The sequence below is a fragment of the Actinoplanes sp. NPDC049548 genome, assembly GCF_040676695.1.
GTDB lineage: Bacteria > Actinomycetota > Actinomycetes > Mycobacteriales > Micromonosporaceae > Actinoplanes.
The window spans coordinates 1-21,974 of sequence record NZ_JBFAPM010000009.1; the positions used below are offsets into that span (position 1 = coordinate 1).

Here is a 21,974-nt window from a genome sequence, read left to right on the forward strand (position 1 = left end):
TACACGACGCAGCTGTTCGAGAAGATCCCGACGCTGCTCGGCTGATCCCCGAAGCACCGGAGGCCGCCCCTTGCGAGGGGCGGCCTTTTTCGTGCCCTGAGAGCCGGACGGTCGCGGTCATGATCGTCAAGTCGGTCCAGGGTCAGCCGTTGGCGGTCGTGCATGCCTCGGTGGTGGGCCAGCGTCGCCTGGTGAAGGCGTGCGGGGTCGTACCCATGACGCGGTGGAACTCGGCGGTCATGTGTGACTGGTCGTAGTAGCCCGCCCCACCGGCCGCCTCGGGCAGCTTCTGCCGGATGCGGGCCAGCACCGCCCGGACGCGGTCGAGGCGTACGAACTGGCTGGGCGTCAGCCCGACTCCGTCGACGAACATCGTGCGAAGGTGCCGCTCGCTCACGTTCAGGCGCCGGGCGACGCGATGGACGGGTTCGCGTGCCGACCCGTCGCCGACGGACAGCAACCTCGTCGCCTCGGCGACAATGTGCCGGCGTAGAGCCGCGCGGTCGCTGTGCGCCGACGGGGCATCCGGCAACGCCGCGGCCAGCGAGCGCAGCCGGGCCGCGTGCGACTGCGAAGTGACCGGTGACCCGCCGGCGGCGATCGTCCGGACGAACGCTGTCATGGACGTGCTGTCCAGATCCCCGGCGGCGAAGGCCTGGTCGGCGAGCTCGCGCAGGGAGAGGCCCAGGAACTCCGCCGCCCGTTCCGGCCGGAAACGGAGGTGGAGGCAGTCTCGGCCGGGCCGTTCGACGTAGTACCTGGCTCGCGTTCGAGGACCCATGATCACGATGTCATGCGGGTCGCCGGAGCTCACTCGCCAGGTGAGTGTCACGGCATGGTCGGGCTGCTCCAGCACCGCTGGGGCGTCGTGAATGACAGGTCGCGCTCCTACGGTGACGCCGGAGAACCAGGGCCGAAGCAGGCCGGCCACCTCCGGAGTTGCCAGTTCTTCCCGCTGCACAGTTCAGCACCGTACTGCGTGGCGCAGGGCTACATCGGGCGCCCGCGTCGGACTGTGCCGATTGTTCCTAGGTTCGGCTGCGGCTGCCCTGCAACGGTGGTACTCATGATCCTCGTTACCGGTGCCTCCGGCACGATCGGAAGCCACGTCCTGCGGCTGCTCGCGCAGAGCGGGCACCCTGCCCGCGCCATGATGAGGAGCCGACCCGGCCGCACCGTCCCGCCGGACGTCGATGTGGTGCAGGCCGACTTCGAAGACCATGCTTCTCTGCACCGGGCGGTGGCCGGCGTACGTGCCGTGTTCCTGCTGACCGCTCCGGCCACACCGACGCCAGATCATGACTTGGCGTTGCTGGCGGTCGCCCGTACGGCGGGGGTCAGCTCGGTGGTGAAGCTCTCCGCGATCGGCACAGGCGAACGATTCGGCGCCGCAACCGTCGGCGCGTGGCACCAGACGGCCGAGGACGCGGTCCGCGCCAGTGGCCTGACCTGGACTATCCTGCGGCCGTCCAGCTTCGCCTCGAACTGCCTGCACTGGGCAGGCGCCATCCGAGCTGGAGAACCGGTGCACAACGTGACCGGCGACGGCGAGCAGGGCGTCATCGATCCCGGTGACATCGCCGCGGTCGCGGTTGCCGCCCTCACCGATCCCGCCCATGCCGGCAAGATCTACACCCTCACCGGTCCCGAACTGCTCAGCGTGCCCGACCAGGCGAGCCATCTCTCGGAGGTTGTCGGTCGCCCCGTCGTCACCGTAGACGTCCCCCCGGCGACCGCATCCCGGCAACTACTCGCCTCGGGGATGCCCCCAGCAGCCGTCAGAGCCACCGTCATCGGAACCGCCTGGGCGCGCGCCGGGCACAACCGCATCCTCACCGACGACGTCGCGAGGGTACTGGGACGACCCCCTGCCACCTTCCGGGACTGGGCACGGCGTCATCGGGAGGCCTTCGCCGGAGTCCCATGAAGACCCAGCCGGACGGCTGCGACCAGGGGCTCAGCGCTTGGCGGCGGCCGCCGTGTCCAGCAGCCAGACGGTCTTGCCGGTGCCGATCGCCCGGGCCGCCGGCAGCGACGTGTCGCCGCCGAGCGCAGCCCCGACCGACTCCGCCTTGTCCGGGCCCGCCGCGACCAGCCAGACCTCCGCCGCCGACCGGATCGCCGACATCGTGAGCGAGATGCGGGTGGGCGGGGGCTTCGGGCTGTCGTGCACGGCGGTGGCCGTACCCTCGGCGGTGGCGTCCGGGTGTCCCGGGAAGAGGGAGGCCACGTGCCCGTCCTCGCCGACGCCCAGCATGAGCACGTCGAAGTGGGGGAGCGTCTCGCCGCCGGCGGCCAGCTCGTCGCGGTAGCGGGCCGCCGCCGCAGCGGCATCGTCGCCGTCCGGGCCGTCCGACGCGGGCATCGGGTGGACGTGGGCCGCGTCGAGGTTCAGTGCGTCCAGCAGAGCCTCGCGGGCCTGCGTCTCGTTGCGGTCCGGGTCGCCGGCCGGCAGGAAGCGTTCGTCGCCCCACCACAGGTCGACCCGGGACCAGTCGACGGCGGCCGTGGCCGGGAGGTCCTTGACCGCGCGCAGGACCTTCGCGGCGACCCGGCCGCCGGTGAGGACCACGTCCGCGCGGCCGCGGACGGCCTGGGCCTCGATGATCGTGGTGACCAGCCGGGCCGCCACGGCCGACGCCAGGATGTCGGCGTCCGGCACCACCACCACAACGGTCTCGCTCATCGGACTCCTTGCGTCGTCAGGAAAGGGGCCGTCCGCCGACTGGCGAAGCGGCCCCATGATCCTAGTGATTCAGGCGGCGGACCCGCCCGGGCCCGCCATGGCGCCGGACGCGTCGCCGGCGCGGGCGGCCAGGGCCGGGTCCTTCCACACGTGGACGCGCATCGGCGGCTTGGCGTCGAGGTCCGGGATGCCGGCCATCGCGCCCAGCGCCTCGCCGTAGATCTGGTCCGGGTCGAGCCGGCGGAGCTCCTCGGCCAGCTCGTCGCCGACCGGGCGCTTGGGCAGCGGCATGTAGCGCGGCTCCTGGCCCGTACGGCTGAACAGCGCCGTGCCCTCCTCGCGGGTGACCGAGACGCAGTCGCCGTTGGCGCACTCGAGCTGCACGGAGTGCATGCGCGGCGCGCGGTCGGTGATCTCCCACCTCGGCTCGATGCCCAGGCGGGACTTGAGCCAGCCGCACATCAGCGCGGCCGTCGGGTCCTTGTCCGGCGCGGTGACGGTCGCGCCGGTGACGCGCTCCTCCGTCGTGTCGAACGCACCCGCCACGAGCGTGCGCCACAGGGTGATCCGGGTCCAGGTCAGGTCGGTGTCGCCGGGGGCGTAGTCGATGGCCCGCTGCTTGAGGGCGGCGACCGGGTCCGGCGCGAGCTTGCTGTCGGTGATGCGCCGGTCGGCGACGACGCCGAGGAAGTCGTTGGCGATGACGTCCGGCGGCTCGCCGTGCCACCAGGTGACGACGGGTACGTCCGGGGCGAGCAGCGGCATGACCACCGACTCGGCGTGCAGCGCGAGGCGGCCGTACATGCGCATGACGACGGCCTCGGCCGGGCCCAGCCGGCCGCCCACGACGATCTCCGCGTCGAGGCGGCTGCGGCCCTCGAGGTCGGAGCGGACGACGATGAGCAGGCGGCAGGGGTGGGCGGCCGCCGCGATGGTCGCTGCGGCCTCGGCCTCGCGGACCTTCTTCTCCTCCACGACGGCGACCAGTGTCAGGGCGAGGCCGGAGGCCACCCCGCCCGCGCTGCGCCGCTCGGCGGCGAGGGCCTTGACGACCTCGTTGCCGGTGGTGTCCCACAAGCCGATCATGCACGCCTCCAGGAACGGCCCTCGCGGGCCAGCATCTCGTCCGAGGCCCGCGGGCCCCATTCGCCGGCGCGGTACGGCTCCGGCTTGGTGCCCGCCCACGCCTCCTCGAGCGGGTCGATGACGCGCCAGCTCTGCTCCACCTCGGCGGCGTCGGGGAACAGCGTCCGGTCGCCGACGAGCACGTCGAGCACGAGCCGCTCGTACGCCTCGGGGCTGGACTCGGTGAACGCCTCGCCGTACTGGAAGTCCATGGCGATGTCGCGGACCTCCATGGTGGTGCCGGGCACCTTGGAACCGAACTTGAGCACCACGCCCTCGTCCGGCTGCACGCGGATGACGAGCTGGTTGTTGCCCAGCATCTCCACATCGGCCGGGTCGAAGGGCAGGTGCGGCGCGCGCTTGAACAGGATGGCGATCTCGGTCACCCGGCGCGGCATCCGCTTGCCCACCCGGACGAAGAACGGTACGCCCGCCCAGCGGCGGTTCTGGATCCCGAGGCGTACGGCCACATAGGTCTCCGTGCGGGAGTCCTCGGGCACGCCCTTCTCCTCGAGGTAGCCGACCGCGCGTTCGCCGGCCACCCAGCCCTGCAGGTACTGACCTCGGACCGAGCCGGCGGCGATGTCCTTGGGCAGGCTGATCGCCTTGAGCACCTTGAGCTTCTCGGCGCGGATCTCGTTGGGGTCGAAGCTGGTCGGCTCCTCCATGCCCACCAGGGCGAGCAGCTGGAGCAGGTGGTTCTGCAGGACGTCGCGGGCGGCGCCGGCGGAGTCGTAGAACGCGGCCCGGGTGCCGATGCCGACGTCCTCGGCCATCGTGATCTGCACCGAGTCGACGTACTTGGAATTCCACACCGGCTCGAAGAGGCTGTTGGCGAAGCGCAGCGCCAGGATGTTCTGGACCGTCTCCTTGCCGAGGTAGTGGTCGATGCGGAAGACGTCCTCGGGGGTGAAGACCTCGTCGACGAGCTGGTTGAGCGCCATGGCGGTCTTCAGGTCGTTGCCGAACGGCTTCTCGACCACGACCCGGCGCCAGCCGCCGGACTTGGCGTTGTCGGCCATCCCGGTGCGGTTGAGCTGGTTGAGCACCAGCGGGAACGCGGCCGGGGGGATGGAGAAGTAGAAGGCGGCGTTGCCCGCGATGCCGTTGCGCTCGCGCAGCTCGTCGAGGGTGCTCGCCAGGTGGTCGAAGGCGGCGTCGTCATCGAAGGAGCCGGGCACGAACTGGAACTGGCTGGCCAGCCGCTGCCAGACGTCCTCCCGCCACGGTGTCCGGGCGCCCTTCTTGGCCGCCTCGTAGGCCAGCGACTCGAAGTCCCCGTCGCCCCAGTCGCGGCGGGCGAAGCCGAGGACCACGAAGCCCGGCGGCAGCAGACCCCGGTTGGCGAGGTCGTAGACGGCCGGGATCAGTTTCTTCCGGGACAGGTCACCGGTGACGCCGAAGATCACCAGAGCGCACGGCTCCGGGATCCGGGGGAGCCGTCGGTCCTGTGCGGTGCGCAGCGGATTACCCACGTGACCCATCCTGCCAGCTTTTCGTCGTCCCGCAGGGTTACCAGGAGGGTCAGGCCTGCAACATGTGCACAGCGGCAAGCAGTTGTCGGATGCCCTGCTCCCGGTCGGTCAGGTGCAACCACAGCACCGGGCGTCCGGCCCGGATCAGGGCCTCCCGGGCGGCGGCGGCCCGGGCGGCCCGGGCACCGCCCACCGTGTACGGCCGGCCCGGCACCGCGACGTCCTCCGCGTCCGCGCCGGTGATCAGCAGAAACGAGCCGGAGCGCGGGCCGCCGACCTGGCGCGGATGCCGGCCCAGCGCGACCGGCCGGCCGGTGACGGCGGCGAGCGGCGAGCAGAGCCCGGCCGTCGCGGCGTCGTTCCGCGGGTCCAGAACGGCCACGATGGAGAGATGGTCGTGGATGCCGTCCGTGAACTCCCGGAGCGCGGAAAGGAGATTCCCCCCGGCCCCGCCAGTGGCGAAGATCTCCACCGAGCCGTCGACGGAGGATGAAGGAAGGTGCCCGGACGGGCAGCCGGGTGACGGTGTGCGGCGCAGGCGCCCGGCCACGGCGGCCGCCCACCACCAGGCGAGCAGCTGCGCGCCGAGTGGACCGTTGACGGCCACCCCGGGCGCCGGGGGGGGGGCGGCTGCCGCCGTACGAGATGGTCAGCACGCCCGGGCCCTCCACAGCGGCCGGCAGCACGCCGGCGCGGGAGAGCAGCGGCGCGGCCCAGTCGCCGAGCCCCTCGAAGGCCGAGCCGTCCGGGACCAGGGCGACGGCGTCGGCGCCGGCCAGGGCCAGCCCCAGAGCCAGCGCAGGGTTGTCGCCGTCGCCGGTGAGGGACGGCAGGAGGCGTCCGGCCTGATCGAGCAGCTCGCTGACGTCGATGCCGGCGAGCGCCGCCGCGGCCACCAGCTCCAGGCCCTCGCCGGCCGTCAGCGCGTCGTCGCCCGTGAACGTCAGGAAATGCCGGTCGGTCTCCGCCTCGGTGAGGCCGAAACCGAGGTACGCGCCGCGCAGCACCCGGCGCAGGTCGTCGGAGTCCGGGCCGAGGACCGTCACGCTGCGGCACAGCAGCCCGCGGTCGGCCAGCAGGGCGGCCAGCGGCGCCGGATCCGGATCGTCGAGGACCGTCAGCTGGCGGCCCAGCGTGCGGGCGACGGACTCGGCCACGCGCCCCGGGCCGGCGAGCACGACGTGGTCGAGGTCGCCGAGCTCCTCGTGCAGCTCGGCGAGCAGGGGAAGCAGCGCGCGGGCGCTGCGCAGCCACGCGGCTCCGTCGTCCAGGCCGGCGAGCCGCGCGGCGACCTGCCCGCGCCGGGAGGCCGTCGCCGGGGCGCCGTACACGGCGAGCCCGGCGGCGGTCTCCGCGGCCGCGAGCAGGTCGGCGGTCACTGCGCCGCGGCGTCGCTCGGGTTGTCGTGGCCCTTGGCGGCGGCGTCGAGGGACTTCTTCACGTCCTCGAGCAGCTCGGCCCAGCTGGCCTCGAACTTCTCGACGCCCTCGTCCTCGAGCACCTTGAAGACGTCCTGGAGGTCCACACCGACCGCCGCGACGTCGTCCATGACCTTCTGGGCGGCCGCGTACGAGCCGGTCACCGTGTCGCCCCGGGTCTCGCCGTGGTCCGCGTACGCCTTGATGACCGACTCCGGCATGGTGTTGACCGTGCCGGGCGCGACGAGCTCCTCGACGTAGATGGTGTCCTTGTAGTCGGGGTTCTTCGTGCCCGTGGACGCCCACAGCGGCCGCTGCGGCAGAGCGCCCGCGTCGGCCAGCGCCTTCCAGCGGTCCGAGGCGAAGACCTCCTCGTACGCCTGGTAGGCCAGCTGCGCGTTCGCGACGGCCGCCTTGCCCCGCAGCGCCTTGGCCTCGTCGCTGCCGATCTTGTCGAGCCGCTTGTCGATCTCGGTGTCCACCCGGGACACGAAGAACGAGGCGACCGAGCCGATCTTGCTCAGGTCGTGGCCGTTGGCCTTGGCCTGCTCCATGCCCGCCAGGAACGCGTCCATGACGGCCTTGTAGCGCTCGAGCGAGAAGATCAGCGTGACGTTGACGCTGATGCCCGCGGCCAGCGTCGAGGTGATCGCCGGCAGGCCCGCCTGGGTCGCCGGGATCTTGATGAAGAGGTTCGGGCGGTCGACGAGCCACCACAGCGTCTTCGCCTCGGACGCGGTCTTCTCGGTCTCGTGCGCGCTGCGCGGGTCGACCTCGATGGACACCCGGCCGTCGACGCCGTTCGACGCGTCGTACGCGGGCCGCATGACGTCACACGCCCAGCGCACGTCGTACGACGTCAGCAGCCGCACCGCCTCCTCGACGGTGACCTGCTGCGCGGCCAGGTCCTTGAGCTGCTCGTCGTACGCGTCGGCGTCGGCGAGCGCCTTGGCGAAGATGGTCGGGTTGGTGGTCACGCCGACCACGTGCTGCTCGGTGCGCATCTTGTCCAGCGAGCCGCTCTGCAGGCGTACCCGGGAGAGGTCGTCGAGCCACACCGCCACGCCCTGGGCGGACAGCTCTGCCAGTCTGTCGGTCATCGCGTACTCCCTCAGTTGCCGGTCGTGTGACCGGTGATTTCGCCGACCTTGGCGAGGGCGGCGTTGGCCTTGGCCACCACGTTGTCCGCGGTGAAGCCGAACTGCTCGAACAGGATCTTCGCCGGGGCGCTGGCGCCGTAGTGCTCGATGCTGACCGCCTCGCCCGCGTCGCCGATGAGCCGGTCCCAGCTCATCCGGATGCCGGCCTCGACGGCCACGCGCGCCTTCACGCCGCGCGGAAGCACCTGCTGCTGGTACGCGGTGTCCTGCTCGAAGAACCACTCCTGACACGGCATCGACACGACCCGGGTCGGGGTGCCCTCGGCCTCGAGGCGCTCCTGCGCGGTGAGGCAGTACTGCACCTCGGAGCCGGTGCCGATGAGGATCACCTTGGGCTCGCCGTTGGACGCCTCGGAGAGGATGTAGCCGCCCTTGAGGACGCCCTCGGCCGACGCGTACTTGCTGCGGTCGATCGTCGGCAGGTTCTGCCGCGACAGCGCCAGGGCGGTCGGGCGGTCGGTGTGCTCGAGCGCGCCGCGCCAGGCCCAGGCGGTCTCGTTGGCGTCGGCCGGGCGGACCACGTCGAGGCCCACGATGGCGCGCAGCGCGGACAGCGTCTCGATCGGCTGGTGCGTCGGGCCGTCCTCGCCGAGGCCGATCGAGTCGTGCGTCCACACGTAGATCACCGGGAGCTTCATCAGCGCCGACAGCCGGACCGCGCCGCGCATGTAGTCGCTGAAGACCAGGAACGTGCCGCCGTACGGGCGGGTGAAGCCGTGCGCGGTGATGCCGTTGAGGATCGAGCCCATGCCGTGCTCGCGGATGCCGAAGTGCAGCGTGCGGCCGTACTCGTGGCCGGGGAACGCCTTGGTCGCATACTCGCTCGGGATGAACGAGGGCTCGCCCTTCATCGTGGTGTTGTTGCTCTCGGCCAGGTCGGCCGAGCCGCCCCACAGCTCGGGCAGCACCGGCGCGAGGGCGTCGAGCACCTTGCCGGAGGCGGCGCGGGAGGCCAGGCCCTTGTCGTCGGCCGGGAACTCGGGCAGGGCGTTGGTCCAGCCCTCCGGCAGCGAGCGGGTGGCGAGGCGGTCGTACAGCTTCTTGCCCTCCTCGTTGCCGGCGGCCCAGGCCGCGAAGGCCTTGTCCCACTCGGCGTGCGCCTCCCGGCCGCGGGCCGCGACCTGGCGGGCGTGCTGCAGAACCTCGTCGGCGACGGCGAACGTCTCGTTCGGGTCGAAGCCGAGGACCTCCTTGGTGGCCGCGACCTCGTCGGCGCCCAGCGCGGAACCGTGGATCTTGCCGGTGTTCTGCTTGTTCGGCGCGGGCCAGCCGATGATCGTCCGGAGCACGATGAACGACGGCTTGTCGGTCACCTCCTTGGCGGCCTGAATCGCCGCCCACAGGGCCTCGACGTCCTCGTTGTAGTCGCCCTTGTCCGGGTCGCCCTTGCGCCAGTCGACGGTCTGGACGTGCCAGCCGTACGCCGCGTAGCGCGCGCCGACGTCCTCGTTCTTGGCGATCCGGGTGTCGTCCTCGATGGAGATCTCGTTGTCGTCGTAGATCAGCGTGAGGTTGCCGAGCTTCTGCACGGCCGCGACGGCGCTCGACTCGTGGCTGACGCCCTCCTCGATGTCCCCGTCGGAGCAGAGCGCGTACACGTGGTGGTCGAAGACCGAGGCGCCGTCGGCCGCGTCCGGGTCGAACAGGCCGCGCTCGCGGCGGGCCGCCATCGCCATACCGACCGCGTTGCCGATGCCCTGACCGAGCGGGCCGGTGGTGACCTCGACGCCCGGGGTGTGTCCGTACTCAGGGTGACCGGGAGTGAGGGAGCCCCACTGACGCAGCGAAGCCAGGTCGTCCAGTGCCAGCCCGTAACCGGAGAGGTAGAGCTGGATGTAAAGGGTGAGGCTGGAGTGGCCACAGGAGAGCACGAACCGGTCCCGGCCGGCCCAGAGCGGGTCCGTCGGGTCGTGCCGCATGACACGGTTGAACAGCAGGTAGGCGGCCGGCGCGAGGCTCATCGCCGTACCGGGGTGGCCGTTGCCGGATTTCTCGACCGCGTCCATGGCCAGCACCCGGACGGTGTCGACCGCCCGGCGGTCGAGGTCGGACCAGTTCAAATCGTCTTTGGCAGCCACGTCGGTCGTTCTCCTCGGGGCATGGTGTGGGAACCCTTGTGAGTTGACCCTATCCAGTCCCGGTAAACCCCCGCCCTGGGAACGCCGCAGGCCCATACGCTGAGAGCGGACACGGGGGACGTGGCCTGTGACGCCCTGCACCCCCGCCGGGTCGACCGAGCAGCGCCCCGGGCTGCGCGTAGGCTGTCCGAACGCGCCAGCCCGGGGTCCACTCCGGCGTTCGGCGCCGAACTCGCCCTCGCCGATGCCGGAAGGTGGCTGTCCGTGAGCATGATCACCGAGCGTCCCGCCCAGGGGCGGTCGCCGGGTCTTGAGGCGGCGCCGCGGACGGCGGCCGCTTCCGGTTCCCGTCGCGACGTCCGCGCCGTCCTGAGGGCGTACGTCTCGCTGACCAAGCCGCAGATCGTCGAGCTCCTCCTGGTGACCACCATCCCGGCGATGATGTTCGCCGCCGGAGGCTGGCCCGACCTGGGCCTGATGGCCGTCGTGCTGGTCGGGGGCTCGCTGGCGGCCGGCGCGGCCAGCGCCCTGAACTGCTACATCGACCGCGACATCGACCAGCTGATGCGCCGCACCAAGCGCCGCCCGCTGCCCTCGCACAGCCTCACCCCGCGCTCGGTGCTGGTGTTCGGGCTGAGCCTCGCGGTCGTCTCGCTCGTGCTGATGGCGGCGTTCACCAACTGGCTGGCGACCGCTCTGACCGCCGCCGCGATCGTCTACTACGACGTCGTCTACACGCTCTGGCTCAAGCGGCGAACCCCGCAGAACACGTTCTGGGGCGGCATCTGCGGGGCGGCCCCGGTGCTGATCGCCTGGGCGGCGGTCACCGGCACGGTGGCCCCCATCGGATGGGCGCTTTTTGCGGTTGTCTTCTTTTGGCAGATGCCGCACTTCTACCCGCTCGCCATCAAGTACAAGGACGACTACGCCCGCGCCGGCATCCCGATGCTGCCCGTGGTGCGCTCCGCCCGCCGGGTGAACAACGAGATCCTGATCTTCACCGCGCTGACCGTGGTGGCCTCGCTCGCGGCCTGGCCGCTCGGCATGGGCCCGGTCTACGGCGTCACGGCGGTCGTTGCGGGCGGGCTCTTCCTCGCCGAGGCGGTGCGTCTGGTGGGCCGGTCCCGCCGGGGAGAGCCGCTGAAGGCGATGCGGCTCTTCCACTGGTCCATCTCGTACCTGACGATTCTCTTCATCGCTGTGGCCATCGACGCACTCATCTGACGTACCGTGCGCACACAGAGTGCGATCGCATTGAGTGACGCCATTGTGTCTCGTCGCACACAATGCCCGTTTCCGGCGCCCCTTTAGTGACGCTCGGTCACTCGATCGATGGAATACGTAGCCGGGGATAAAACGGACGTTATCGGGTCGAAACGAGGCCGGTAACCGATAAACCTGCAGGTAATTGGCATCACAAAAACAGGCCGTAGTTACTTGCTCCCGGAGAAAGTCTGCCTAGGCTTCCCCCCATGGCAGAAGGTTCCGATACGACACTGACCGCGGACATCCGGTCCTTCGCCGTCGGTCACGGCGGCGCCAAGGCGGTCATCGAGTACGTCGGCAAGCGCGGCGCCCGCATCGTCCTGGTGGGCGAGGACGGTGAGTGGACGGACCAGTTCGCCGCCGCCGGCACGGACGTGGCCCGCAAGGCCTGCGAGACCGCGGGCGTCGAAGTGGAGAACGAGTGGGAGCGCGAGCTCATGGAGCAGATGCGGCCCAGCAACGACTTGTGGCGGTCCATGTCCCGCCGCAGCATGGCGCGATAACCCAGTCTTCGTAGGTGCGGCCCGGGCGATGTCCGGGCCGCCTTCTTGTGGTCTGCATCGAGGTCAAAGGCTTCATGTCGTGCCTGGGTGGGTGGTGCTGACCGTCACTCCCGTCGAGGCCGGGCCCGCGGCGCCAGTCGCCTGGCGGCTCCTGAACGGCCCCGCGGACCCTTCATTCTGCGTAAGTGGCTGAGCTTTCAACCTTGTCGGGCAGAATGCCTCCGTGGAGGCGGACCAAGTCGTGAAGCGCATGCGGCTGATCGCCGCGGATGACGCGGCGGGCCTCATGACCGGCTCGGACCGGCTCATCCGGCTCGGGCTCGACGCGCTTCTGGCCGGAGTCGACTCGCCCTCGCTCCCGCTGCTCGCCGGGTTGACCCGCGCGGAGGAACCCGAGGCGCAAGGCCTGTTCCACCAGGTCCTCGACGAACTGGGGATCGAGGTCCGGCTGCCGGACGATCCCGTGCAACGGCAGTGGGCGCTGGTGCGGTGCTGGGCCGGCATGGTCGTCGACGGCGTGCTGGAGCCCGCCGAGGGCGGCGGCCGCATCTGCTGGGCCGAGTGGTGGCACGGCTGGCCCGCGGTCGTGCGGCCTATCGTCGACGCCGTCGTCCGTTATGAGGACCTCGCGACCTGCCCCGACAGTGCGGAGCGGCAGCACGAGATCCGGGAGCTGGAGGACCGGCTCAGGAATGAGGCGCGGGCGTTGCTGGCTGTGGAGCCGTGGCCTCCGGTCTGACGAGTCGGTGGGTCAGGCGACGGAAGCAGGGACCGGCTCGTCGGCGGGCGGCGAGACAGCGGGAAGTTCCTCGCCGGGCGTGGCGGGTGAGGGCCGGTCGCGGAGGCGCCAGAGGACGTTCAGAGTCCCGACCCAGACCAGGCAGGCGCCGAGCATGTGGGCTGCCACCAGGGCCACCGGCAGGTGGGTGAAGTACTGGACGAAGCCGATCAGGCCCTGCGACAGCTCCACGGCGACGAAAAGGGCGGCCGCGCGGACCGCGGGAGCCGGAGCGCCGACCGCTCGTAACGCGAACCACAGCGCCACCGAGAGGCCGATCAGCAGGAAGACCAGGTCGGCGTGGGCCTGGGAGATGGTGGTGGGGTCGAGGCCGTTGCGCTTGGCGTTCTCGTCGCCCGCGTGCGGGCCGCTGCCCGTCACGATCACGCCCACGACGATCACCGCGGCGCTGGCTGCGGCGGTGAGGGCGGCCAGCTGGCGCAGGGGGGTGGTGACCAGCCGACGCACGGGTGCGTCGCCCTCCCGGGTGCGCTGCCAGAGGGCCCAGGTGGCGGTGATCAGGGCCATCGAGAGCAGGAAGTGCAGGCCGACCACCCACGGGTTGAGGCCGGTGCGCACGGTGATGCCGCCGAGCACGACCTGCCCGGGGATGCCGAGGCCGGCCGCCAGCGACAGCAGCACCAGGGAGCGGCGCCGGGGCTTCTGCAGCAGGGCCGCGATGAACGTGGCGAGGGCGATGAGAGCGAGCACGACGCCGAGCAGCCGGTTGCCGAACTCGATGACGCCGTGGACGCCCATCTCGCGCGTCGTCGTGTAGGACGCGTCGGTGCACTTGGGCCACGTCGGGCAACCGAGGCCCGAGCCGGTCAGCCGGACCGCCGCACCCGTCACGACCAGGCCGACGTTGGCGACCAGGGAGGCGAGGGCCAGCCGGCGCAGCAGGGTGCTCTTGCTCACCTCCGGGATCGTACGCCCGATTTCGAACCTCGAATCCGGCGCCGTGCACCCCGGTGTCCTGGATCACCGGACCGCCGGTTTGCAGGCGCGGAACGAAATACGTAACGTTGCCGTAGTGAAAAACGGAGTGCTGTCGCGGAGCAGTCAGGTGGCCGGTGCGGCCGCCGGTTCCCGCGCGTCCTCCGGACCCCGCAAGCCCCCCGCGGACGGCAAGGCCGCTGACGGGCGTACCCGTGACCGGGTTGCGCAGTTGCTCCTCGAACGAGGGGCCGCGACCGCGGCCGAGCTCGGTGCGCAGCTCGGCCTGAGCCCCGCCGCGATCCGCAAGCACCTCGACGCGATGCTCGCCGACAACCTGGTCGAGGCGCGCGAGACGCCGCAGCGCGGACCGCGCGGCCGGGGCCGTCCCGCGAAGGCCTTCGTGCTCACCGCCGAGGCCAGGGAGGGTTTCCCGCACTTCTACGACGGCATCGCCACCGCCGCCCTGCGCTGGATCGCCGAGCACGGCGGTCCGGAGGCGGTCGAGGCCTTCGCCAGCTCCCAGGTGACCGCGCTCGAGGAGCGCTGCCGGGCGGCGATGCTCGAGGCCGGCGACGACCCGATCGCCCGGGCGGAGGCGCTCGCCGAGGCGCTGACGGCCGAGGGCTACGCTGCCAACGCGACCACGATCGCGTCCGGCGGGCAGCTGTGCCAGCACCACTGCCCGGTGGCTCACGTGGCCGCCGAGTTCCCCCAGCTGTGCGACGCCGAGACCGCGGTCATCTCGCGGCTCATCGGCACCCACGTGCAGCGCCTCGCCACCATCGCGCACGGCGACGGGGTGTGCACCACGCACATCCCGGCACCGCAGTGTGTCCATCCGACCGCCCCGCCCGCCACCCACCACCGGACTGAAGACCTCGCAGTCGCAACCACGGTTAGGAACGGATAATGACCGACCAGATCGTCACTCAGGAAGAGCACCTGGCCGCTCTTGGCAAGTACGAGTACGGCTGGGCCGACGCCGACGTGGCGGGCGCTGCCGCGCAGCGAGGCCTGTCCGAGGCCGTGGTGCGCGACATCTCCGCGAAGAAGAACGAGCCGCAGTGGATGCTTGACCTGCGGCTCAAGGGCCTGCGCCTGTTCGACCGCAAGCCCATGCCGAACTGGGGCGCCGACCTCACCGGCATCGACTTCCAGAACATCAAGTACTTCGTGCGCTCCACCGAGAAGCAGGCCCAGAGCTGGGAGGACCTGCCCGAGGACATCAAGGCGACCTACGACAAGCTGGGCATTCCCGAGGCGGAGAAGCAGCGCCTCGTGGCCGGCGTCGCCGCGCAGTACGAGTCCGAGGTCGTCTACCACAAGATCCGTGAGGACCTCGAGGAGCAGGGTGTCGTCTTCCTCGACACCGACACGGCCCTCAAGGAGCACGAGGACATCTTCAAGGAGTACTTCGGCACGGTGATCCCGGTCGGCGACAACAAGTTCGCCGCGCTGAACACGTCCGTGTGGTCCGGCGGCTCGTTCATCTACGTGCCGAAGGGCGTGCACGTGGAGATCCCGCTGCAGGCGTACTTCCGGATCAACACCGAGAACATGGGCCAGTTCGAGCGGACGCTGATCATCGTCGACGAGGGTGCGTACGTGCACTACGTCGAGGGCTGCACCGCGCCGATCTACTCGTCCGACTCGCTGCACAGCGCAGTCGTCGAGATCATCGTCAAGAAGAACGCCCGCTGCCGGTACACGACCATCCAGAACTGGTCGAACAACGTCTACAACCTGGTCACCAAGCGCGCCACCTGCGAGGAGGGCGCGACCATGGAGTGGATCGACGGCAACATCGGCTCCAAGGTGACGATGAAGTACCCGGCCGTCTACATGACCGGCCCGCACGCCAAGGGCGAGGTCCTGAGCGTCGCGATGGCCGGCGAGGGCCAGCACCAGGACGCCGGCGCCAAGATGGTGCACGCCGCGCCGTACACGTCGTCGACGATCGTCAGCAAGTCGATCGCGCGCGGCGGCGGCCGCACCTCCTACCGCGGCCTGGTGCAGGTCATGGACGGTTCGCACCACAGCGCCAGCACGGTCAAGTGCGACGCGCTGCTGGTCGACACGATCTCGCGCTCGGACACGTACCCGTACGTCGACATCCGCGAGGACGACGTCAACATGGGCCACGAGGCGACCGTCTCCAAGGTCAGCGAGGACCAGCTCTTCTACCTGATGAGCCGGGGCCTGACCGAGGACGAGGCCATGGCGATGATCGTGCGCGGCTTCATCGAGCCGATCGCCAAGGAGCTCCCGATGGAGTACGCGCTCGAGCTCAACCGCCTCATCGAGCTCCAGATGGAGGGCGCGGTCGGCTGACCGCGGCCCTGCCCCCGACGTTTCCCGCTGCGAAGAACTAGGACGAGATGACTACCGAGGCCATGGCCCCGCCGAGCACCAAGTCGCAGGTGCTGCGCTCCTTCGACGTCACCGACTTCCCGGCCGTCAACGGCCTGGAGGAGGAGTGGCGCTTCACCCCGGTCAAGCGGCTGGGCTCGCTGATCACGGCGACCGCGCTCACCGGTGCGGCCCCCGGGTACGCCCCGGGCGACCTGCCGGCGGGCGTCTCGGTGACCCAGGTGGACGCCGGCAAGGTCGACGCCGTGCTCACCCCGTTCGACCGGATCAGCGCCCTGGCGTACGGCTCGGCCGCGGCGGTGACGCTGATCGACGTCGCGGCGGAGACCGTCACCGACACCCCGGCCGTCATCCGGGTCGTGGGGCAGGGCACCGAGGCCGCAGCCGCGCGGACGTACGTGAAGGTCGGCAACTTCGCCAAGGTCACGATCGTGCTGGAGCAGACCGGCACGGCGACCCTCGCGGACAACGTCGAGGTCGTGCTCGGCGACAGCGCCCAGCTCACCTTCGTCACGCTCGCCGAGTGGGAGGCCGGCTCGGTACAGGCCCAGCACGTCAAGTTCAAGGTCGGCAAGGACTCCCGGGTCCAGCACGTGCAGGTCGCCCTCGGCGGCGACCTGGTCCGGCAGTTCACCTCCGTCGAGTACGCGGGCCGCGGCGGCGACGCCGAGCTCTGGGGCCTGTACTTCGCCGACGCCGGCCAGCACCTCGAGCACCGTCAGCTCGTCGACCACAGCGTGCCGGACTGCCGCAGCTACGTCGGCTACCGCGGGGCGCTGCAGGGCGCGTCCGCGCACACCGTCTGGGTCGGCGACGTGCTCATCCGCGCCGCGGCGACCGGCACGGAGACGTACGAGATCAACCGCAACCTGGTGCTGACCGACGGCGCCCGGGCCGACTCGGTGCCCAACCTGGAGATCGAGACCGGCGAGGTCGCCGGGGCGGGCCACGCGAGCGCGACCGGCCGCTTCGACGACGAGCAGCTGTTCTACCTGATGGCGCGCGGCATCCCCGAGTTCGAGGCCCGCAAGCTGGTGGTCCGCGGCTTCTTCGCCGAGCTGGTCAACAAGATCCCGGTCGAGGAGCTCCGCGAGCGCCTGGGCGACGCCATCGAGGCCCGGCTGGCGAAGGCGGGGGCCTGAACCATGGCGTTCGAGCTTGTCGGTCCCGCCGCCGACGTGGCGAAGGGCACGGCCATCTCCGTCGAGGTGGACGGCGTCGACGTCGCGGTCGTGCATGCGGACGACGACAACTTCTACGCCGTACGCGACGAGTGCAGCCACGCCTCTGTGGCCCTGTCCGAGGGCGAGGTCGAGGGCTGCCTGCTCGAGTGCTGGCTGCACGGCTCGCGCTTCGACGTGCGTACCGGTGAACCCACCGGCCTGCCCGCCACCGAGCCGGTGGCGACCTTCCCCGTCGAGATCCGCGACGGCGACATCTACGTTTCGACGACACCGAGTAATGGAGTAATGCCGTGAGCACCCTGGAGATCCGCGACCTGCAGGTGTCGGTCAAGCTGCCCGAGGGCGAGCTGAAGCCGATCCTGGCCGGGGTCGACCTCACCGTCCGAGCGGGCGAGACCCACGCCATCATGGGCCCCAACGGCTCCGGCAAGTCCACCCTGGCGTACTCCATCGCGGGCCACCCCAAGTACGAGATCACCGGCGGCACGGTGACGCTCGACGGCGAGGACGTCCTGGCGATGAGCGTGGACGAGCGCGCGCGTGCCGGCCTCTTCCTGGCGATGCAGTACCCCGTCGAGGTGCCCGGCGTGTCGGTGGCGAACTTCCTGCGTACCGCCAAGACCGCGATCGACGGCGAGGCGCCGAAGCTGCGGACCTGGGCCGGCGAGCTGCGCGGCGCCATGGAGAAGCTGCAGATGGACCCGTCGTTCGCGCAGCGCAACGTCAACGAGGGCTTCTCCGGCGGCGAGAAGAAGCGCCACGAGATCATGCAGCTCGAGCTGCTCAAGCCGAAGGTCGCCATCCTCGACGAGACCGACTCCGGCCTCGACATCGACGCGCTGCGGATCGTCAGCGAGGGCGTCAACCGGGTGCGTGAGACCGGCGAGACCGGCCTGCTGCTGATCACCCACTACACCCGCATCCTGCGCTACATCAAGCCGGACTTCGTGCACGTCTTCGTCGCCGGCAAGATCGTTCAGGAGGGTGGCCCCGAGCTCGCCGAGCAGCTCGAAGCCGAGGGGTACGAGCGGTACGTGGCCGGCGCCCGCGCCTGATCCTCAGGAGAACGAGATGACCTTCGACGTGGCCCGGGTTCGAGCCGACTTCCCGATCCTGGGCCGGGAGATCAACGGGCACCCGTTGGTCTACCTGGACAGCGCCAACACCTCGCAGAAGCCGCGCCAGGTGATCGACGCCATGCGCGACCACCAGGAACGGCACAACGGCAACGTGTCGCGCTCGGTGCACACCCTGGGCACCGAGTCCACGACGGCGTACGAGGCGGCGCGCGCGAAGGTCGCCGCGTTCATCGGCGCACCCTCGCCGGACGAGGTGGTCTTCACCAAGAACTCCACCGAGGCGATCAACCTGGTCGCCTGGACGGCGGGGGACTTCCTCCAGCTGGGCCCCGGCGACGAGATCGTCGTCTCCGAGATGGAGCACCACTCCAACCTGGTCCCGTGGCAGCTGCTGTGTCAGCGCACGGGGGCCACGCTGCGCTGGTTCGGCGTCACCGACGAGGGCCGCCTCGACGAGTCTCAGCTCTCTTCTCTGGTGAACGAGCGGACGAAGCTCGTCTCGGTCGTCCACATGTCGAACATCCTGGGCACGATCAACGACCCGTCGCGGATCGTGGCCCGGGCGCACGAGGTCGGCGCCCTGGTCATGCTCGACTGCTCCCAGTCGGTGCCGCACTTCCCGGTGAACGTGACGGACCTCGGCGCCGACTTCATCGCGTTCACCGGCCACAAGATGCTCGGCCCGACCGGCATCGGCGTCCTCTGGGGCCGCATGTCGCTGCTCGAGTCGATGCCACCGTTCCTGGCCGGCGGTTCCACCATCGAGACGGTCACGCTGGGCGGCACGACGTTCGCCCCGCCGCCCGCGCGCTTCGAGGGTGGCACCCCGCCGATCACGGAGGCCATCGGGCTGGGCGCGGCCGTGGACTACCTGACCGCGCTCGGCATGGAGAACGTGCACCGCCACGAGCAGGAGATCACCGCGTACGCGTTGAAGGCGCTCGCGGACGTCCCCGGCGTGCGCATCTTCGGCCCCGCCACGCCGGAAGGCCGCGGTGGCACGGTGTCGTTCGAGGTCGACGGGGTACATCCGCACGACGTCGGGCAGATCCTCGACAGCCTCGGCGTCGAGGTGCGGGTGGGCCACCACTGCGCCCGCCCGGTGTGCACGCGGTTCGGGGTGCCGGCGATGACCCGCGCCTCGTTCTACCTGTACACGACGACGGACGAGATCGACGCCCTCGCGCGCGGTCTGGAGCAGGTGCGGAAGGTGTTCGCCTGATGATCGACCAGCTCTACCAGGACATCATCCTGGACCACTACAAGCACCCGCACGGGCGCGGCCTGCGTGACCCGTACCAGGGCGAGGCCCACCACGTGAACCCCACCTGCGGCGACGAGATCACCATCCGGGTCACCAGCGACCTCTCGGACATCTCGTACGACGGCATGGGGTGCTCGATCAGCCAGGCGTCGGCCTCGGTGCTGCACGAGCTGCTCAAGGGCCGCCCGGCGGCGGAGGCCTTCGCGGTGCACGAGGCGTTCCTCGAGTTGATGCACGGCCGCGGCCAGGTCGAGCCGGACGAGGACGTGCTCGGCGACGGCATCGCCTTCGCGGGCGTGGCCCAATACCCGGCCCGGGTGAAATGCGCACTACTGCCGTGGATGGCATTCAAGGACGCCGCGGCGCGCGCCGGCGTGGGCGTCAGCCCGGAGGTGAAGGCATGACGGATAGAACTGTGGAAGAGATCGCCTCGGACGCGGCGGAGACGGCGGGCCCGGACGACGCGACGTCGCCCGTGGTCGCGGCGGACACCGAGCCGGCTTCGCCCGGCGCGGACGCTGCGGCTTCGGCCGGTGGTGTTTCCGCCGGCGGGGCGGGTGCCAAGGCGAGCGTCGCCGACATCGAGGAGGCGATGAAGGACGTCGTCGACCCCGAGCTCGGGATCAACGTGGTCGACCTCGGCCTCGTCTACGACACCCACGTCGACGACGACAACGTGGCCACCCTCGACATGACCCTGACGTCGGCGGCCTGTCCGCTGACCGACGTGATCGAGGACCAGACCCGCCAGGCCCTCACCACGGGCCCGGGCGGCGGTCTCGTCAAGGACTTCCGCATCAACTGGGTGTGGCTCCCGCCGTGGGGACCGGACAAGATCACGGACGACGGCCGGGAGCAGCTCCGCGCGCTCGGCTTCAACGTCTGACCTCCTGCACACCGCACAGCCGCCAGGTTCACTCTGGCGGCTTCTGCGTATGCCCGAAAGTGTCAGTGGGCGGTGGTAGACCAGGGGGCATGACCCGAATGCCGCCGTACCAGGATCTGCTGACCCTGATCGAGGAGCGGGCGACCGCTTTCCGCGAGGCCGTCGCTGTCGCCGACCCGGTGGCTCGCATTCCCGGCTGCCCGGACTGGACGGTCCGCGACCTGGTCACCCACCTCGGCGGCGTGCACCGCTTCTGGGCGGCCACGGTGGCGGCAGGCCCGGCCGACGGCTCCCCTCCCGCCGAGGCGGTCGACGGCTCCCCACCCGCCGAGGCGGTCGGTGGAGCTCCTTCCGCCGAGGCGGTCGGCGGCGGGGACCCGCACGGCGACCTGCTCGAGTGGTCGGCCGAGTCCACCCGGCTCCTGCTGGACGCGCTGCGGGTAGCCCCGCCGGATCAGGGCTGCTGGACGTGGTGGGAGGCGTCCGGTGCGCCCATGACCGCGGGGGCGGTGGCGCGCCACCAGGTGCAGGAGGCGGCGGTTCACGCGTACGACGCGCAGGAGGCCGCCGGTAAGGCAGAGCCCGTGCCGGCCGCGATCGCCGTCGACGCGATAGCGGAGTTCCTCGAGGTCGGCCTCGGCAGCGTGGGTGCCTGGCCGCACCGGCCCGCCCGAATCGCCTTGTCCGCGGTGGAGGGTCCGACCTGGCTGCTCGACCTGACCCCGGCGGGAGCGAAGGCGAACCCCGCGCCGAGCGGGGAGCCGGTCGCCACCATTCGGGCCTCGGCCAGCGACCTGCTGCTGTTCCTCTACCGGCGGATCGGCGCCGAGGCGGTGACCGTCACCGGGGACCGCTCGGTGGTCGACGACCTGATCGCCTGGCCCCACTCGAGCTGACCCTCACAGATGCTTGGAAGCCTCGCGGACCGACAGAGGGGAGAGCACGTCACGGTGGCGGGACAGGTAGCCGCGCACCGCCTCGGGATCCGTCCGGGCATAGTGGCGCAGCGCCCACCCGATGGCCTTACGGACGAAGAAGTCCGGATGGCCCGCCTGCTGCGTGCAGTATCCGAACAGCCGCTCGACGTCCGTCTCCCGGCCGTAGTGCAGCTGGTGCAGGATCGCCGTACGGACGAGCCAGAGGTTCTCGTCCCGCGCCCAGGCGTCCATCTCGGTCCTGAGCCCGGGATGGCGGGTGACGAGCCCGCCGACGAACCGGGTCGCCAGCGCGTCCACCGTGTCCCACCACGACTTCGTGACGATCAGGGTGCGGGCCGTGGCGAGGAAGCCGGCCCCGGGGACCTTGACGTGCTTCCGCAGCCAGTCGCACGCGAAGTACTGGTACTCGCGCTCCTCGAGCTCCCAGCACCCGAGAACCACGGCCCGCAGGTCGTCCTCGGAGGGAGCGGGCAGTCCGGCGAGCACGGCCCGGCCGAGGGCTCGCTGGGTCGCGGTGGAGAAGCCGAGGAACGGGAACTGGTCCCGCATGTAGGCCGCCGCGTGCACAGCGCGCTCCGGTTCGCGGGCGGCGCTGTAGGTTCGCACCAGCCTCGCGAGGATCTCGTCGGCGAGCGGTCGGGTCATGAGGCGGATCATGCCACCGTTCGCAGGCACACCGTCCGCAACCGGCGGGCTGCCGTTCATCGTCGTGGCCGTCGTCTGCTTCGGCGGTCTGGCTGTCGTCCACTTGGGCGGTCTGGCTGTCGGCTGCTCCGGCGGCATCGGGCGGCTGGTCCGAGGCGGTATGGCGACGAAAGGGAGGCA

At 70.9% G+C, this 21,974-nt stretch carries 22 protein-coding genes; 13 read left to right on the top strand and 9 right to left on the bottom strand.

Going from position 1 to position 21,974, the window contains the following annotated elements:
- Positions 1-142: 142 nt before the first annotated feature.
- Positions 143-781: a helix-turn-helix domain-containing protein gene (locus AB0J80_RS19025; protein WP_364706325.1), complete on the bottom strand. Its 639-nt coding sequence runs from the start codon at positions 779-781 to the stop codon at positions 143-145.
- Between the two features lie 54 nt (positions 782-835).
- Between AB0J80_RS19025 and AB0J80_RS19030 the strand changes: the two genes are divergently transcribed.
- A complete protein-coding gene (locus tag AB0J80_RS19030; protein WP_364706328.1) occupies positions 836-1,927 on the top strand; it encodes an SDR family oxidoreductase in 1,092 nt (363 codons plus the stop codon).
- Between the two features lie 30 nt (positions 1,928-1,957).
- Here AB0J80_RS19030 and pgl read toward each other — a convergent pair whose 3' ends face one another.
- The 6 genes from pgl to tkt all read right to left on the bottom strand — a co-directional run bounded on the left by pgl (position 1,958) and on the right by tkt (position 10,032).
- Complete coding sequence (gene pgl, locus AB0J80_RS19035; RefSeq protein WP_364706330.1) at positions 1,958-2,686, bottom strand: 6-phosphogluconolactonase; 729 nt, start codon at positions 2,684-2,686, stop codon at positions 1,958-1,960.
- Between the two features lie 69 nt (positions 2,687-2,755).
- Positions 2,756-3,772, bottom strand: coding sequence for a glucose-6-phosphate dehydrogenase assembly protein OpcA (locus tag AB0J80_RS19040; RefSeq protein WP_364706333.1), 1,017 nt, complete (start codon positions 3,770-3,772; stop codon positions 2,756-2,758).
- Positions 3,769-5,286: a glucose-6-phosphate dehydrogenase gene (zwf, locus tag AB0J80_RS19045; RefSeq protein ID WP_364706334.1), complete on the bottom strand. Its 1,518-nt coding sequence runs from the start codon at positions 5,284-5,286 to the stop codon at positions 3,769-3,771. The genes AB0J80_RS19040 and zwf overlap by 4 nt, the downstream gene beginning before the upstream one ends.
- On the bottom strand, positions 5,217-6,665 hold the full coding sequence (locus tag AB0J80_RS19050; RefSeq protein WP_364706337.1) for a hypothetical protein: 1,449 nt from the start codon (positions 6,663-6,665) through the stop codon (positions 5,217-5,219). The genes zwf and AB0J80_RS19050 overlap by 70 nt, the downstream gene beginning before the upstream one ends.
- On the bottom strand, positions 6,662-7,804 hold the full coding sequence (gene tal, locus AB0J80_RS19055) for a transaldolase (protein WP_364706340.1): 1,143 nt from the start codon (positions 7,802-7,804) through the stop codon (positions 6,662-6,664). Before tal ends, AB0J80_RS19050 begins: the two co-directional genes overlap by 4 nt.
- A gap of 11 nt (positions 7,805-7,815) precedes the next feature.
- Complete coding sequence (tkt, locus tag AB0J80_RS19060) at positions 7,816-10,032, bottom strand: transketolase (protein ID WP_364706961.1); 2,217 nt, start codon at positions 10,030-10,032, stop codon at positions 7,816-7,818.
- Between the two features lie 180 nt (positions 10,033-10,212).
- Here tkt and AB0J80_RS19065 point away from each other — a divergent pair, with 180 nt between their 5' ends.
- The 3 genes from AB0J80_RS19065 (at position 10,213) to AB0J80_RS19075 (ending at position 12,450) form a co-directional block, all read left to right on the top strand.
- The gene (locus AB0J80_RS19065) at positions 10,213-11,166 is read left to right on the top strand and encodes a heme o synthase (protein WP_364706963.1); all 954 of its coding nucleotides are present in this window, start codon (positions 10,213-10,215) and stop codon (positions 11,164-11,166) included.
- A gap of 248 nt (positions 11,167-11,414) precedes the next feature.
- Entirely contained in the window at positions 11,415-11,711 is a 297-nt protein-coding gene (locus AB0J80_RS19070; protein WP_364706342.1) for a hypothetical protein, read from the top strand.
- Positions 11,712-11,934: 223 nt separating this feature from the next.
- Positions 11,935-12,450, top strand: a complete 516-nt coding sequence (locus AB0J80_RS19075) for a hypothetical protein (RefSeq protein ID WP_364706345.1) — start codon at positions 11,935-11,937, stop codon at positions 12,448-12,450.
- A gap of 12 nt (positions 12,451-12,462) precedes the next feature.
- On the opposite strand, the gene AB0J80_RS19080 is transcribed toward AB0J80_RS19075, so the two are convergent.
- Positions 12,463-13,407, bottom strand: a complete 945-nt coding sequence (locus tag AB0J80_RS19080; RefSeq protein WP_364706348.1) for a COX15/CtaA family protein — start codon at positions 13,405-13,407, stop codon at positions 12,463-12,465.
- 250 nt (positions 13,408-13,657) lie between these two features.
- Between AB0J80_RS19080 and AB0J80_RS19085 the strand changes: the two genes are divergently transcribed.
- From AB0J80_RS19085 to AB0J80_RS19125, 9 genes are all read left to right on the top strand, one after another.
- Positions 13,658-14,338 carry a transcriptional regulator gene (locus AB0J80_RS19085; protein ID WP_364706965.1) on the top strand — a complete coding sequence of 227 codons (681 nt, stop codon included), beginning with the start codon at positions 13,658-13,660 and terminating at the stop codon, positions 14,336-14,338.
- Entirely contained in the window at positions 14,338-15,759 is a 1,422-nt protein-coding gene (gene sufB, locus AB0J80_RS19090) for a Fe-S cluster assembly protein SufB (RefSeq protein ID WP_364706350.1), read from the top strand. The genes AB0J80_RS19085 and sufB overlap by 1 nt, the downstream gene beginning before the upstream one ends.
- Positions 15,760-15,806: 47 nt before the next feature.
- The gene (gene sufD, locus AB0J80_RS19095) at positions 15,807-16,940 is read left to right on the top strand and encodes a Fe-S cluster assembly protein SufD (RefSeq protein WP_364706353.1); all 1,134 of its coding nucleotides are present in this window, start codon (positions 15,807-15,809) and stop codon (positions 16,938-16,940) included.
- Between the two features lie 3 nt (positions 16,941-16,943).
- Positions 16,944-17,276 carry a non-heme iron oxygenase ferredoxin subunit gene (locus AB0J80_RS19100; protein WP_364706356.1) on the top strand — a complete coding sequence of 111 codons (333 nt, stop codon included), beginning with the start codon at positions 16,944-16,946 and terminating at the stop codon, positions 17,274-17,276.
- Positions 17,273-18,037: a Fe-S cluster assembly ATPase SufC gene (gene sufC, locus AB0J80_RS19105; protein ID WP_364706357.1), complete on the top strand. Its 765-nt coding sequence runs from the start codon at positions 17,273-17,275 to the stop codon at positions 18,035-18,037. Before AB0J80_RS19100 ends, sufC begins: the two co-directional genes overlap by 4 nt.
- 16 nt (positions 18,038-18,053) lie before the next feature.
- Positions 18,054-19,283, top strand: a complete 1,230-nt coding sequence (locus AB0J80_RS19110; protein WP_364706358.1) for a cysteine desulfurase — start codon at positions 18,054-18,056, stop codon at positions 19,281-19,283.
- Entirely contained in the window at positions 19,280-19,729 is a 450-nt protein-coding gene (gene sufU, locus AB0J80_RS19115) for a Fe-S cluster assembly sulfur transfer protein SufU (protein WP_364706968.1), read from the top strand. Before AB0J80_RS19110 ends, sufU begins: the two co-directional genes overlap by 4 nt.
- Positions 19,726-20,211 carry a metal-sulfur cluster assembly factor gene (locus tag AB0J80_RS19120; protein ID WP_364706361.1) on the top strand — a complete coding sequence of 162 codons (486 nt, stop codon included), beginning with the start codon at positions 19,726-19,728 and terminating at the stop codon, positions 20,209-20,211. Before sufU ends, AB0J80_RS19120 begins: the two co-directional genes overlap by 4 nt.
- An 89-nt stretch (positions 20,212-20,300) precedes the next feature.
- A complete protein-coding gene (locus AB0J80_RS19125; RefSeq protein ID WP_364706363.1) occupies positions 20,301-21,107 on the top strand; it encodes a maleylpyruvate isomerase family mycothiol-dependent enzyme in 807 nt (268 codons plus the stop codon).
- A gap of 3 nt (positions 21,108-21,110) precedes the next feature.
- Here the strand turns inward: AB0J80_RS19125 and AB0J80_RS19130 are convergent, their stop codons facing one another.
- The gene (locus tag AB0J80_RS19130) at positions 21,111-21,794 is read right to left on the bottom strand and encodes a DNA alkylation repair protein (protein WP_364706364.1); all 684 of its coding nucleotides are present in this window, start codon (positions 21,792-21,794) and stop codon (positions 21,111-21,113) included.
- Between the last annotated feature and the right edge of the window lie 180 nt (positions 21,795-21,974).